15 protein-coding genes are annotated in these 14,274 nt (G+C 50.7%); 3 read left to right on the plus strand and 12 right to left on the minus strand.

The window, feature by feature from the left end; genetic code table 11:
- Positions 1-15: 15 nt before the first annotated feature.
- From BQ5456_RS07725 to BQ5456_RS07770, 10 genes are all read right to left on the minus strand, one after another.
- Complete coding sequence (locus BQ5456_RS07725; RefSeq protein WP_071129472.1) at positions 16-993, minus strand: TPM domain-containing protein; 978 nt, start codon at positions 991-993, stop codon at positions 16-18.
- A gap of 9 nt (positions 994-1,002) precedes the next feature.
- Positions 1,003-2,244 carry a TFIIB-type zinc ribbon-containing protein gene (locus BQ5456_RS07730; RefSeq protein WP_071129473.1) on the minus strand — a complete coding sequence of 414 codons (1,242 nt, stop codon included), beginning with the start codon at positions 2,242-2,244 and terminating at the stop codon, positions 1,003-1,005.
- Between the two features lie 104 nt (positions 2,245-2,348).
- On the minus strand, positions 2,349-3,557 hold the full coding sequence (locus BQ5456_RS07735) for an SPFH domain-containing protein (protein WP_071129999.1): 1,209 nt from the start codon (positions 3,555-3,557) through the stop codon (positions 2,349-2,351).
- Between the two features lie 80 nt (positions 3,558-3,637).
- Positions 3,638-4,027, minus strand: coding sequence for a hypothetical protein (locus BQ5456_RS07740; RefSeq protein ID WP_071129474.1), 390 nt, complete (start codon positions 4,025-4,027; stop codon positions 3,638-3,640).
- 214 nt (positions 4,028-4,241) lie between these two features.
- Complete coding sequence (locus BQ5456_RS07745) at positions 4,242-5,105, minus strand: metal ABC transporter permease (protein WP_071129475.1); 864 nt, start codon at positions 5,103-5,105, stop codon at positions 4,242-4,244.
- Positions 5,102-6,247 carry a metal ABC transporter permease gene (locus BQ5456_RS07750; protein ID WP_071129476.1) on the minus strand — a complete coding sequence of 382 codons (1,146 nt, stop codon included), beginning with the start codon at positions 6,245-6,247 and terminating at the stop codon, positions 5,102-5,104. The genes BQ5456_RS07745 and BQ5456_RS07750 overlap by 4 nt, the downstream gene beginning before the upstream one ends.
- Positions 6,244-7,032, minus strand: a complete 789-nt coding sequence (locus BQ5456_RS07755; protein WP_083378434.1) for a metal ABC transporter ATP-binding protein — start codon at positions 7,030-7,032, stop codon at positions 6,244-6,246. The genes BQ5456_RS07750 and BQ5456_RS07755 overlap by 4 nt, the downstream gene beginning before the upstream one ends.
- Positions 7,033-7,146: 114 nt before the next feature.
- On the minus strand, positions 7,147-8,085 hold the full coding sequence (locus tag BQ5456_RS07760) for a metal ABC transporter substrate-binding protein (protein ID WP_071129477.1): 939 nt from the start codon (positions 8,083-8,085) through the stop codon (positions 7,147-7,149).
- A gap of 382 nt (positions 8,086-8,467) precedes the next feature.
- A complete protein-coding gene (locus tag BQ5456_RS07765) occupies positions 8,468-9,925 on the minus strand; it encodes an FtsX-like permease family protein (RefSeq protein ID WP_071129478.1) in 1,458 nt (485 codons plus the stop codon).
- Entirely contained in the window at positions 9,926-10,636 is a 711-nt protein-coding gene (locus BQ5456_RS07770) for an ABC transporter ATP-binding protein (protein WP_071129479.1), read from the minus strand.
- A 302-nt stretch (positions 10,637-10,938) separates the two neighbouring features.
- Between BQ5456_RS07770 and BQ5456_RS07775 the strand changes: the two genes are divergently transcribed.
- From BQ5456_RS07775 to BQ5456_RS07785, 3 genes are all read left to right on the plus strand, one after another.
- Positions 10,939-11,139, plus strand: coding sequence for a hypothetical protein (locus BQ5456_RS07775; protein WP_205407868.1), 201 nt, complete (start codon positions 10,939-10,941; stop codon positions 11,137-11,139).
- A 194-nt stretch (positions 11,140-11,333) separates the two neighbouring features.
- Complete coding sequence (locus tag BQ5456_RS07780) at positions 11,334-12,959, plus strand: ABC-F family ATP-binding cassette domain-containing protein (RefSeq protein ID WP_071129480.1); 1,626 nt, start codon at positions 11,334-11,336, stop codon at positions 12,957-12,959.
- A 205-nt stretch (positions 12,960-13,164) separates the two neighbouring features.
- Complete coding sequence (locus BQ5456_RS07785) at positions 13,165-13,437, plus strand: type II toxin-antitoxin system RelB/DinJ family antitoxin (protein ID WP_071129481.1); 273 nt, start codon at positions 13,165-13,167, stop codon at positions 13,435-13,437.
- 96 nt (positions 13,438-13,533) lie between these two features.
- On the opposite strand, the gene BQ5456_RS07790 is transcribed toward BQ5456_RS07785, so the two are convergent.
- Positions 13,534-13,815, minus strand: a complete 282-nt coding sequence (locus BQ5456_RS07790; protein ID WP_071129482.1) for a type II toxin-antitoxin system RelE family toxin — start codon at positions 13,813-13,815, stop codon at positions 13,534-13,536.
- On the minus strand, positions 13,799-14,074 hold the full coding sequence (locus tag BQ5456_RS07795) for a type II toxin-antitoxin system RelB/DinJ family antitoxin (RefSeq protein ID WP_071129483.1): 276 nt from the start codon (positions 14,072-14,074) through the stop codon (positions 13,799-13,801). The genes BQ5456_RS07790 and BQ5456_RS07795 overlap by 17 nt, the downstream gene beginning before the upstream one ends.
- Between the last annotated feature and the right edge of the window lie 200 nt (positions 14,075-14,274).

Here is a 14,274-nt window from a genome sequence, read left to right on the forward strand (position 1 = left end):
TTACCTAAGGGCGTTCTAGAATTTGCCCCCTCCGGAGCTAAACGAGGTACCCCCAGAGCTATAGGAACCGCTGCTAGAGCTCTTGCTTTCTTTGGGTCGCGCCACCTGGGTGACATAAGAGTTCACAAAGACCTCCTCACCTCCGGTAATCTGGTTTGAACCGGGAACAATATAGCTAGAGGCTCCTGCTTGTTTCTGGGCAGTATGATGTTTACGTTCCAGCAGAGCCATCACCCCATATCCGCTTAGGGCTCCCACACCTAGCGCAATTCCCAACCCCCAAAGGGTGGACTCTAAGGTCATGCGAGCGGGTACTGGATGACTTTTGCTGTAGGGGGTGCCAGCTTTCCACTGCTCTAAATAATCAGTGATTTCGTGCAGGTAAACCTCCATGCCCCCATCCCAGTCATCATCCCCCAGGGGTTTTTTGACGTGTTTATATAATCTGTCAATCCCGTAAGGGGTAAAGGCTTTTTCGCCCTCGCCATGCCCTAAGAACCACAAATCCCTGGTAGAGGGGTTAATGATCATGATTACTCCGTTGGCAGACTTGGTGTCCAGGCCGAGTTTATTCACGTTGTAATAGTTTGCAGCCCATTGTTCGGGGGACAAATAATCGAAATCGTCAACCGTTACCACGTATGGAGCTATTCCATATTTATTTGCTAATGCCCGCAGCTGTTTTTCCCAGGTAGGAATTTTTGCGGCACTAAAAATTTCGGAATGGTCGCGAATAAAAGGAGCCGCCGCAGATACGTCCTTTTGACCACCCTGGTACATTACTTCTTCATCTTCGGGGAACTTGATAATGTCAGATGGGTCGTCGCTGGCGGTAGCAAGGACGCTATGCGCAGCGGGGTGGGAAAGTTCCGTCACTGCTGCCGAATTAGGCGCGGCGGCCTGGGCATTAGCTAGGTTCAGACCAATCAGCGGGAATGCGGTCACAGTTGCCGCAGTCAAGAGAGAGGCAAGTTTCTTGAAAATACTCATCATTCAATCCCCTTAATCCAGAAACCAAGGCATGATAAATGGAATTAATACGGAGCCCAATGCGATGGCCAATACGGTAGCGATACCGATTAATCCACCCCAGTACTTAACGTTAGAAACCGGAAAGGTGCCTACGAATTTTCCGGTTTGACCATTCATGGCGTAGTTATAGTTCTTTCCGGCGAAATCCACGTTCAACAGCCAGACTGGCAAGAACACGTATTCTAACTCCCCGAAAGCAGGTTCAAAGGCAGAATTGGTCATTTTTACACTGTCATAACCGGTAACCGAGTCCCTTAAAACGTCCTTGGCGGAGTGACGCATTCTGTCCAAGGCGCGCGGATTAGCTTCCTCGGCTTCTACATCGTATTTATTGGTCATAAAACCGGTTAAATATGCCGGGGAAAATCCTACGGAAGTGGAGTAATCGAAAGGCTCTATCGACTCGGTAAGATCCGCGGTTACTTTGGAAGTGCCGGAGACCGGAACATCCAGATAGGCGATATTGCCACTGCGTGAAACCTGGTAAACATCATGTTTGGTGTAGTTATAATCCGAATCTGACCAGCTACTAGTGCGTTCGCACTCGAAGTTGGCCATCCCGGAAACGCTGGCATCATAGAGCCAATAAGGGACATAAACTCCTTGAATATCATCTACACTGGCATGTTTGAAGGCATTGGGAGTCAGCTTTAAACGGGATGCCTCTTTTTTGAAAGCGGCTAGTGCCTGCTCTTTGGTCATCCCGAAAGGAATCATCCGGTCAGGAACCCGCGTGCGCACCAACTGTCCAGTAGCAACAAAGTTGTTGTTACACCAGGGACACTTGGCGCTGACCATATCGGGGGAACCGATGATTTCTCCGCCGCAAGAATCGCATTCAAATTGCGCCATTTGTTGCCCGGTCGCCTCATCCATATAGGTGGCTGGAGGCTCCACCCAACCTGTTTGCGGGGTGGGGGCGGCAGCGCCAGAGGGAGGTATGGATGCGCCCTCGCCATTTGTTGGCACCGCTAGCGACGAATCTGTTTGTTCCGCAGGTTGCGATCCCGGTGGCGGCGGGGGTTGCGCGCCTACCTTTTGAGCTTGGTAAGCGGCGTCAAGCTCCTGGTTAGCGGCGGAAATCCCGTTAAATTGATTTACCTCTTCAACGGAAAACATAGCGCTGCAAAAGTTGCACTTCATTTTCCCGCTGGGCACATCAAAATTGATGGGCGCGCCGCAGGCCGGGCATTTTAATTGCACATCACTCACGATTAGTTCCCTTCCTTAATAAATACGGTTCCCCAGTGCCGGGTTCTTAGTGGCGAGCCTCGCGCGCCGCGCTTACCGCCCCTAAGAACCCAGACCTGGCAGGTCTAGCCCACGGGGTTTCCGCACTCTGGGCAGAACTTTGGTTTGGGATTAGGTAGAGGTTTGCCACAGTTGGGGCAGAATCCACTAGCGGCAGGAGCGGTGGGTCGTGGCTGACCGCAATTTCCACAAAACTTGCCGGTATTTTGGACACCGCACTGGCATCTCCAGGCTTCAGGCGAGGAACCAGCGTTTTCAGCCGCTCCTGCCTGCTGTTTTGCCTTTTCTTGGGCGGCCATTTGGGCTTGGTTGGAAGCGGAGGCAGATTGCATAAAGCCTCCTGCCGCGTTCATTCCCATACCCACGCCCATCATGGCGACCCCGGCTCCTGCCGGGTTGGATCCAGCGTTTTGAATACCGGTACCGACTGCTCCCTGCACGAAGCCCTCGCGGATTGAGGGATCTTGCAACATGGCGCCCTGGTTGCGCATATCGATCATCTTGCGCGACTGCTCATCGTAGGAGATAGAGGCGATACCAACGGCTTGCACCTCAAAACCGCGCTGCTCAGACCATTCCTCATCCAAGGCATCACGCATATAGCGAGACAATTCGCTCATATGGGACTGGACTTGTGAAATACGAATCCCATCCAGGCTCATCTTGTTTAGCGCTACTGAAAAGGCTTCTAAGAATTCGGATTGGTACTGTTCTTTAATGTCATCGATATGTACTCGTTCCGCATCCCGGGGGATAGCTTCCATATAGAACTTAATGGGGTCAACTATCCGTAGCGAGTAAGTCCCGTGCGACCTCAAGAAAAGTTCCGCGTTATAGAAATTGTCGAAATATTGAATGGCATTGGGGGTACCGAATTTTATTCCTTTGATTTCCTGGAGGTTCACAAAGAAGGCTTTTTGTTGTGCCGAGGGTGCCCCCCCGAATTTGAAACGTTCCCAAGTATCCCGAAGTACGCCCTTAAAATTCCCGTTAAATAGCGAGGGCGCAGTGGTGGAACTGTAGGTGTAGGCACCGGATTCGGTAGAAAAGTCCACGATTTTACCGGAGTCGGTAATCAGCAGAGCTTGGTTGTCATAGACCAGAATCTTTGAGCCATCCGAGATAATGGCGCCGGTGCCGGTGTTTTTACCTCTAATCTGTTGGCCTCGTACGAAAACGATGCCTTCTCCCATGTCCTGCGCGCTAATCGCATCTAGCCACTGATCTTGGAGGGCGCCACCGATCGCGCCGCTAACTGCTTGAATCAAACCCATTTCAATCTTCTTTTCTAGTAGTAGCTTTTCCTTAACAGTTCCCGCTGCTGGCAAAGTTGCCTAACAGCGGGACTGTGTACCTATAGGTGTACCATGCTGTTCTGAATCGCGGTTCCGATTCCGGTGGCGATTGACGGCAAGAAAATTACCACCAGGAAAATAATTAGCGGCATAGTCTTGGGGCGCGACTTAATCAAAGCGATTAATCCCAAAATAAATGCCACCAAGTTCAAAATTGAAGCCACAGCCAAGAAAATAAGTCGCTTGGTGTCTGCAGCTTGAGCCGCGGTGACATCGAGGTTACTGAGGGCTGCGGCTCCTGCTTTCCCCGCCAGGAAAAATCCCAGGATTATCAGCAAAGAAGCCACGATTGTCATACATAATGCCACCAGTGCCATATTCTTTTTAACCCCAGGTGCAGCTGGAGTAGGTGGTACGCTCACATTTGAAACCGGGGGTTGACCAGTCATGATAGCTCCTTAAAGTCGGGATAAACTTTTATTTTGTGCGGTTTCTCTACATCGAAAAGCCTGCATTTTTAAAGTAACAAGCAGGAGTTTTAGTGTTAACACCCAAAAGGGTGAAAACTCCGGGAAAATGGTAATAGCTTCTACTGGGTTATTCTGTCTCGAGAAGATTCCCTACACAAAGGGCAGATATCGGTAGGGAGCCGCTGGGATAGCTCTAAGCGTGCTTCTTGACACGGGCGCGCGCCCGGCTGATCAGTAGAACTATTAGGAATAAGACCCCATCGGTAAATGCCATCATCGCCGAGGTGGCAAGGTTAAAATGCCAAGCGGTAATAAAACCGATAATTGCGCTGATTACCGCAATAATCAGGGTGAAAGCAAATATTTTTGGGAGAGAATTAGACAGTAGAATCGCAGTGGCTGCTGGGGTTACCAGTAGGGCAATCACTAGAATGGCGCCCGCAGTAGAAAAAGCCACCACAATAGTTAAGGCCACCAGAACCATGAATATAGTTTCCACCGTGCGGATGGGGAACCCGATGACTCGGGCTGATTCCCTATCGAAAGTCACAAGCTGCATAACCTTATAGGTAAGCAGTAAAAATATTGTATTCGCTACGAAAATTATCAGCAGCATCCACATGGCGCGGGGACCAAAATCATAATTGCTGATTATCAACCTTTCGGTATCTAAAGCCAGCAGGTTCAGGTCGCCGGTCAGTACCGTATCCTCGCAGATATGTACATGCGCCAGCGCAGTGGACAGTAAAATTACTCCGCCCGAAAATAGCAGGGGGAAGATAACTCCTTGACTGGCATCCTTAGGTAGTAGACCGGTGGATTGCAGATAGTTGGCTCCCAAAACTACGATTAACCCAAAACCAGCGGCAAGAACCACCATTATCGGAGAATAAGTGGATCCAGAAAGCAACGCGCCCAGCACTATTCCGGGTAGGACTGCGTGGCTCATGGCGTCCACCAGCATGGATTGACGACGCAACACCAAGAAGGTGCCGGGTAGGGCGCAAGTTACCGAGGTAGTAATTGCTAGTAATAAGGCTGCAAGTACAAAACTCATTTCAGATTAACCTCGGGGTCTAGCTGGGAGTTGTGGCTTAATGTTCCGGCTGATTGGAGAATTGGGGAGGGAGTGTCGCCTTCCTGCGCCTTTGTCGGTGAGAAACACAGCTGGTTAGCTATTGCCGCAGGATTAGTAGGCTGCTCTTTCCAGGAATTACCCTGAGCTGGGGAGGCATTATCTTCCTGCTCGTGCTTTAAATTTTGGATATGCCGACGGCGGCGATACCGGTAAGCCAGCAAAGAGCGGTGCGGAGAGAAAACTAAAGAAATAGCTAGAACCAACGAAAGGATGACTACGATTACCGGTCCAGTAGGCACCTTACCGATGGATACTGCCAGATAAGAACCAAAACCGCCGCTAAGTGCACCTATTGCTCCAGCTAGTAGGAATAATACCGGTAGATGATCGGTCCACTGCCGTGCGGCAGCTGCGGGGATAATAGCAAAAGCAACCATCAATACTACCCCTACAGATTTCACCCCAATCACGATACCTACGGTGGTGCACAAGGTGACAATGGCAATCAAAAGGTTACGGGAAAAACCAGCTGCCTGGGCGCCTACGGGGTCAAAAGCAAAGAGCGCGATCTCCTTCCAGAAAAGTATGACGATCAATAGAGCGGTAAAACCCAGGATAGCAACGGTGAATACATCGATTTGACGCATAGTGGCGGCATTTCCGAACAGGTATTGTGCAATACCAGAGCGTCCAGAGAAATGGGAAAAGGATAATAGCCTCAAGGCCACCATGCCGCCGCCATAATAGATGGCCAGAGAAATCGCCATTGCGGCTTCCACTCCTACTTTGGATTTTTCCGCTATCAGGTTAGTGGTGGCCACGGCGAGTAATCCGGAAATTGTGGCACCGATCGTCAAAATTAAAATCGATTGGCCATCTGCTCCTAACAAAGATGCAATCACGAAGGCCCCTACAATCCCGGCAATGGAGCTGTGTCCGATCACGTCAGAAACTAGGGATTGTTTACGCACGTAAAGTAGGGATCCTAGGGTTCCCGCGAAGAAACCTACCAGGATTGCCCCAGCGGTCATTACACGAAAACTGTAGGTTCCCCAATAATCGCTTAGAGAGATTAACTCCAGGGGGGCAAGGCTAGAAAAGTTGCTGAGGGCGAGGTTCATGCCAGCACTCCATCGATTCCGTAAGCGTGGGAGATGTTCTTAGGGGTGAAGGCCTCAGCTAGCGGTCCGGAGGCCACCAAGTTTCCTTCGCGAAGTAGTAATACCGAGGAACAAAAATCTTTTACAGTAGCCAAATCATGGTGTACCAGGAGTACGGTTTTTCCTGAGCTAGCTAGAGAACGCAGTACCTGTAAAATCGTCTTTTCTGACTTCATGTCAACCCCCGCGAAGGGTTCATCCATAACCAAAAGATCAGCATTGGCGGCCAGGGCGCGAGCCACAAAGGTGCGTTGTTTTTGTCCCCCGGAAAGCTCAGAAATCTGTCGATTTGCGAGATCGGAGATATCTAGTTGTTCCATAGCTGCTTGCGCGGCCTGATGCTCTTTTTTCCCGGGGCGGCGCAGCCATCCCAAGTGGGTATAGGTTCCCATTAACACCACGTCTTTTACACGTGCGGGAAAATCCCAATCAATTGAGGCAGACTGGGGCATATAGGCAATGCGCTTGCGTACCCGGCTCAAGTTTTTCCCAAAAAATTCGGATTCCCCGCTAACCCGGGGAATCAGTTCCAGCATCGCTTTGATTAAGGTAGATTTTCCGGCTCCATTAGGGCCAAGAATCGCCATGATTTCTCCGCTGGGGACGGTAAAACTCACCCCGGAGAGGGCGAGGCGGTCACGGTAAGCGGCGCTGATATTTTTCACTACACAAGGGGGAATGCTGGTTGAAGAATTCGCGCTCTGCTGCTGGGAGGATATGGCTAGAGAAGTGTTCTTGGAAGTCATCGGGTTAAAACCTTTAAGAAAGTAAGTGAAGGGTGTCGGAAGAAAGAGGATGGGCGCTAGGAAACTTGGAGACGGCGAGTCCTAGCGCCCATCCTGGCACTCAGGTCGCGTTCTCTATGAGAGTGCCTTTACAATAGCTTCCACATTGTGCTGGAAAGCTCCCAGATAGGTGTTGGTGGGGGCTTTCTCGCCGAGGGTGTCTGCATAGAGTTCGGTGTCGGAGAGTTTAACTTCCCAACCTTTGGACTTCACCATTTCTTGGAGGTGCTTTACTACTTCCGGGCTCTTGAGGTTGTCATAGAAGATAACCGGAACTTTTTTGCTAGCAATAGTGTTTGCCAGTTCTTCCATCTGTACCGCAGAGATTTCCGATTCGGAAGAAACCATATCGGTAGCCATAATGTCTAGTCCGTAGGTGCGTCCCAGGTAGTTGAAGGCATCGTGACCGGTTACCAGAGTGCGGCGATTGGCAGGAATCTTTGCCAATGCGACCTTGGCCTTTTCATGCATGGCCTGAATCTTGGCGTTATACTCTTTACCGTTCTTGAGGTATTTGTCGGTGTTAGCTTTATCTAGTTTCGCAATTTTTTCGGCAGTAGCGGTTACTGCGTATTGCCATCCGATCGGGTCATTCCACACGTGGGGGTCGTGGCCTTCGATCTTGCCATCTTCTTCCCAGTCCAGCAGCATTTTTTTTGGAATGGCTTCTGCTGCGGGCAAGGATTTATCACCCAGCCCATCGAACTGGCCCATCATTTTGTGTTCCATGTCGTGACTGGTCCAAACCACCAGGTCCGCTTTTTGGATTTTTTCAGTGTCTTTGGTGGTTAATTCTTGAGTGTGGGGATCGCCTCCGGGGGCTACCAGGGTAGTAATCTCGGCGTCGGGGGCTATGTTTTTCACCGCGTCGGCAAGATAACCGGTGGTGGCAACAATTTTTAGCTTTCCATTAGCTCCATCCGCATTATCGGCGGCACCGTTTTTGGCGCAACCTCCTAGGGAAGCTGCCAGTGCCAAGGCGCAGATACCGGAGATTACTGCTTTCAGTTTCATTTATCCTCGTCTTTCGTATTATTCGGTGACCCGAAATATTAGTTTAGGTTAGGTGAACCTGATAATAAAGATAGTTATCAATTGGGGAAAAGAAAACTGACGTTTGTCCTATGGGGGATGGTTGCTGTATTGACCTGCGTAAAATCCCTGTTGTATGAGGTTTTTCATAAACTGGGGGCTTTTGGTGATTCTTGGGTGTGGGGTGAATAGTTGGAGGACTTAAATTTAGGGGATCCTGAGTTAGTAATTAATTTTGCCGGACTTTCCTATATGGGAAAGTCCGGCAAAATCTTTGCTGGGTGATTAGATTTCTTGGTAACTTCTCTAAGGTCCCGCGCTAGTTATGTAACCGCGCGAATGCCCATTAGAGCCTGACTAGCCGCTAGTCATTGGCGCGTTGCTGTAGCAGACGTAAACGCCGATGCAGCGGGTGGCTGGCGAAAATTGAGGCGGCGGTAACCGCCAAACCAGCCAGCATTAACAGGCTCATTTGGATTACCGAATTCTCTGGTGTTTGCCCAGTCAGTTTATTTAGCATTTGCACCATCGGCATCGCGGCAATTATTCCCAACATGCCTCCTCCCAGCACCGATACCGCTAGGGGGCCCAGGGTTTCCAGCCACATGGAGCGCAGTTCGAAGCCGCGCGGGGCACCCATTTTCGCCAAAGCTCGGGATTGCTCAGCATTTTCAATCACCGTTGCCGCCTGAGTAATTAGCATGGCGCAGGCGCACAGCGTGAAGCTGACCGCCAAGGTAATCATGGTGCCAGTTTGGAAATCCCAACGGGTGGCTGAAATAAAGTTGCTGGAAATCTCATCGGAATAGTCACTATTAACCAGCACTGGCGACATAGCTACGAAACCCGCGATAAAAGCTAAGAACCCCATACCACTTACGCGCCGCCAAGTAGTTTTGGGATCGGCCACTATCCTCCGAGAAGCCAGTACCATCGCGGGAATCGGTACCTTTGCCAGCAAGCGGGCATTTAGTTGCAACAGGTAGGGGCCCAGTAAATTGAAACCCAAAATAACTATCAGGATTACAGCGGAGACTATCGCTATCGTCCAGGTTTGTGATAGCCCCAGGGTCGCCTGGCTGACTATGAAAGCGGCGATAAAAATAGTTACCGCAGCTACCAGGCGCCAAACGCGCAGTGCTGGCTGACTGGCTCTGCGGGTTACTCCCAAGGGAGAAACTCTTACCTGCTGCATGCCCCACCAGGAGGAAATCTGTCCCAGCAAGATGATTGCTGCCAGCACTATCAACAGTAGCCACCAGGGCAGCAACATTTCTGTAACCGTTATATATTTGGCTTCTATTTCAAGAAAAGTCCAGGCGGGAAGGGTAGCTAAATAAAGGGCAGAACCGATTAGAGAACCGATAACCGCTTGGATGAGGGTATCTAGCAGGGTCATCTTGGTGACCTCTGCAGAGGACACTCCCAACAGTCGTAGGGAAGCCAAACGTTTTTCGCGTCCTCGTGCCCCCAATACTGCCGCCTTAGTAGCAAGCGAGCTGAGAGAGGGGAGGATCAGGGCGCAGGCCAAAATGGCTAAGAGGAAATAGAACTTCAGAATGATCTCGAAACTCGCATCGGCTTTAAGTAGCTGGGCGGCAATTCCCGTTGGGGACATCCAGCGGTTATAAAACATATAGGTGCCGCCGGCAACCGTTAACGCCAATCCGGAACACACCGTATAGGCCAGGATTGACGCCAAATAAAGCAGAGATTCACCCTGGCGAGAGCGGAAACGGGCTTTGGTGAGATGAAAGGTTAACCAGTTGAGGTTTTGTGCGCGCGAGGAGGTAGCGGGGCTGGCTGTACTAGTAGTCGACATTTACGCCCTCCCTGACTGTGGCGCTAGAGCGCGATCGGAGTGGATTTGACCGTCCCGAATTTCAATCAGACGTGAACACCATTGCGCTACGTTAATATCGTGGGTTACCAGTACTAATGCTGCTCCGCAGCGTTGTACTTCCCGGGTTAAGATTTCCATCATTTCGTATCCGGTAGCTTGATCGAGGGCGCCGGAAGGTTCATCAGCAAAAACTACTTTCGGGTTGCCGATGAGGGCGCGAGCAATTGCTACCCGCTGTGCTTGACCCCCAGACATATCTCCGGGACGCCGCTTTTTCAGCTCAGAAAGCCCTAGCTGGGTGAGCAGTTGATCTGCGCGCTTTAAAGCTTTCGGGAGCAGAGTTCCGGTCAGAATCAGGGGGAGTGCCACGTTTTCGCGGGCAGACAGCTCGGGGATGAGTTGCCCGTCTTGGAACACAAACCCGAACTGGCTAAGCCGCAGCCGGGAGCGCGTTACATCTTTTTGTGCCGCGATATCCTCGCCCCGGAATAAAACTTTTCCGGATTCGGGAACGAGGACGCCGGATAGGCAATGCAAAAGGGTCGATTTTCCTGACCCTGATGGCCCCATGATTGCCACCGACTCGCCCTCGTGAATGTTTAGAGAAACCCCGGCGAGAGCGTGTACGTTTCCAAAACTTTTGGTGATGTTATCGGTGCTGAGCACCTCTTTTTCTTTATCTTGATTCATACCTTCTATTTCAGTCCGCCTGCCGGGCGCGGGGAACAGTGCTGAAACTGATTTTTAGGTATTGCTAAAAACTACCCGGAGGTAGAGCTGCCACTACCTAAAAGGGAGAGCGCGCCCTCTGAATGTTTTTTGTGCCCTAGATCTTCCCCCACAATGACCTGATTTCCTTTGAAAAAATGGGAGCCCCGAAAGATGGGCGCAGTAACCCACTTTGGACAGTTGAATAAAAAGCTGAGTCTACGTTCTTAGAAGATAGCGAAAAAGCGATAGTTTGTAGTGCTGTCTATGGGTATCGTGGAAATATGAATTTCGGTATGCGAAAACCTAGCCCTAAGCGTTCCTACAAGGCAGCGACCTCAGGCAGAGCTAAAAGAGCCGCTAAGCGCGCAGTTAATCCCCTATATGGCAAGAAGGGCATGGGGTTTTTGAAGGATCCGTCTCGCGCGGTCAAAAACGCTATCTATCGGCGCACCACCTTCGGTTGGCGCGACCTCTTTAAGTAGCTGGCAGCCTGTAGCCTACCCGAAACGGGTAATAAGCTGTAGCTATTAGGCAAGGAATTGGCTAAAATCAAGGTAGGTAACGCGCTAGATGCTCGTGATGTTATCCAAGCGGGGAGCTACAATCCGATGACTTTGTAATCTCTACTCAGCTCAGCTGAGACGCCGCCCTTAATCGTTGCGTCCTGGAGATTATTATGTCTGCCATCATTCTCGAAAATATTTCTTTTTCATACTCCTCTAAACCGCTGCTCGAAAACATCAATTTGCAGGTAGGGGAGGGTGAGCGTGCCTGTTTGATTGGCCCCAATGGTTGCGGGAAAACCACCCTGCTTCGCATCGCTTCCCAGGATCTTTTGCCAGAACAAGGCAAGGTCAAGATCGAGGGAACAAACACTGAGTTCTTCCAGGTGCCGGCAATTGAAGATTCTCGTGGAAGCGCCGGAGATTACCTCGAGTGCGCTTTGCGTCCTCTAGGAAATATCGCTACCCAGTTTCAGGACGCGACCACCAAAATGAGCCAGGGTATTGATACTGACCAGGAGGGGCGGCGCTATGACCAGATACTTGCCTTAATGAGCTGTTTTGATATTTGGTCGCTCGAGGCGCGGCTCACTGAAGTTCTGGCGAGGCTTGGCTTGGGGGTGTTCACAGGATCAGGACGTGACCGCAGTTTAAGTAGTATGTCCCCGGGGGAGCGGGGGAGGCTGCAACTGGCGGTCACGTTAATCATGAAGCCCGAGGTGTTGATTTTGGATGAACCCACCAACCATTTAGACGCGCGTGCAATCGATTTTCTAGTGGGAACTGTTAATAACTGGAAGGGCGCGGTTTTGATGTCGAGTCACGACCGGGCGTTTATCGAGGACACTGCCACGGTTATTTACGATAAGGACGTAGCACTATGGAATGAACTAGCTAAAGCTACTGGTAGTAGTCAGGTTACTGGTCTTTATCGCTGCGCGGGCGCCTACTCGAAATATTTAGCCGAAAAAACGAATGCCCGCCGCAAGCATCGGGAATTACATGCAGCTCAGCAGGCCGAGAAACGGTTACTGAGAAAACATCGCCAGGAAGCTAGCAAGATAGCTCGCGGGGGCGTACGCCTGGCGAGCGCTGAGGGTAAAGCCAAGAAGTTTTTTTCCGATCGCGCTGCTGCCACCGCGCAGCGCCGAATGCGAAATGATGATATGCGAGGCGAGCGTCTTAGCAACCAGGAAGTGCGTAGACCCCGTAGCTATGACCTGGCTTTTGAGCTCAATCAACCCGCTGCAAGCACCGGAATCGCGGTGGCTGCGCGTCGTGCCACAGTTGCCGGACGGCTGGCGCCGGTCAGTTTTGATCTTTCCTACGGAGAGCAGCTGCTGGTCACCGGTGCTAATGGCTCTGGAAAATCTACCTTATTGAATTGGATCTATCGCGGGCAGCCACCCGAGGGCGCGCAAAGTAGCGGCACAATCACCGGCGAGCGGAAGGTCGGGCTGGTTCCTCAGCAGCTTCCTCAGGAAAACGACCCCGGATTCACTAGCCCCATTTGGGAAAACGGTATTGGCGAGGCCGGCAAAGGCGTCCTCCATCCTTCCCTGTGGACTAAGCCCATCCCGGAGCTGTCGGCCGGAAACCAGCGGCGAGCCCAAATTGCGTTAGCGCTGGCCACCTCTCCCGCCTTGCTGATAATTGATGAGCCCACCAACTACCTAGACTTGGAGGCGATGGAAGCGCTGGAAGAAGCCTTGCATGATTGGGAGGGGACGTTAATCGTAGCAAGCCATGACCTGTGGCTGATCAACCACTGGCAAGGTAGAAAAATTTATATTCACTAGCGCTTGCTATAGTTTTCATCTTTCATAGATATCGCGGCGGTTTCCCAAATCATTTTTTCCGTGCCATAGCGAGCCATCATTTTCAGGCCTTTGCCGGCATATGCAATTCTTGGCGGTGATTCGGTGCGGAGAACAAGGGAAAGCTCTTGAATTTGTACTGACAGCTATTTTAAAATGTATGTGCAAATGTTGGAAGGAGGGGCTGATGGGAGCTAGCACTTTAACTGTCAGAATTGATAGCGGGTTAAAAGAAGAAACAGCGAAAGTGGTGGAGAACTACGGTCTTGATTTGTCGTCGGTGATCCGCGCATTTTTCACTGAAATAGTGAACACTGAGTCCATCCCGCTATCCTTCGATTACCGGCGACCTAATGCCGAGAGTCTGGAAGCTATTCGTGAAACCGAGCAGATGATCGCGCGCGGTGAAGGTAAAACCTATGTAAGTGGTCGGGATGTTATCGAAGCAGCGTTAGCATGAATGGGAGGCTTACAGCCAAGTTCACTTCTGCTTTTAGTAGGGATCTAAAGAAAAAAGCTGCTAAAAGACAGTGGAATCTCGATGAACTGGAGGCTGTCATTGATCTGATTTTAGAAAACTCGCGTGAATCGCTCGGTGTCCTAAATCAATTGCGAGGATAAGCAGCTGTGAGTCCACGATGTCGCAGATAACCCGGTAGTTTCCCACGCGATAACGCCAGTAGCCGGTTAGTTCGCCTTTCAGGGCTTTACCTTTTGGGCGGGGGTTATCTAGCAGGCTAACGGTATGGAGTTCTTTTAGGATCCGCTTCGCGGAGGTAGCGTCAATCTTGCTTAGAGCCTTTTCTGCGCGCCGGGTGAAATCAATTTTCCATACCATAGCGAGCCATCATTTCTTCTAGGCTAACGGTGTCGAGCCGTCCTGCTCGGTAGGCTGTCGAATCTCGATGTAAAGCGCGTGCGTAATCTGATACTGGCGCCGCTACTTCGAAGGGGATGCGTCTCTCGGTACCAACTTTCTTTGCAAAAATCGTAAAGGCGGCGGTAAGAGTCAACCCCATAGCTTTACAAGCATCTTCCATCGACTCTTTCACATCAGTATCGAGCTTAAAATTAACATTTGATGTTGTTGATTTCATTATATATCCTCCTTTTTATAGCTATTGTCAGTTTACTTCATTATTTAACATATGTAATCCATTATTCTGCTGGCTGTTCAAAGTGCGGGGATTAACGACTGTAAGCTGTCTAATTCCGGGCGGTGGTTCCGTAAGGGACGCAAGGGAAAGCGAGATACGGAATTTTCCGGTATTCTGACTGAGAGATTTTTGGTTTTTAC

Source organism: Varibaculum massiliense (assembly GCF_900106855.1).
GTDB classification, from domain to species: domain Bacteria; phylum Actinomycetota; class Actinomycetes; order Actinomycetales; family Actinomycetaceae; genus Varibaculum; species Varibaculum massiliense.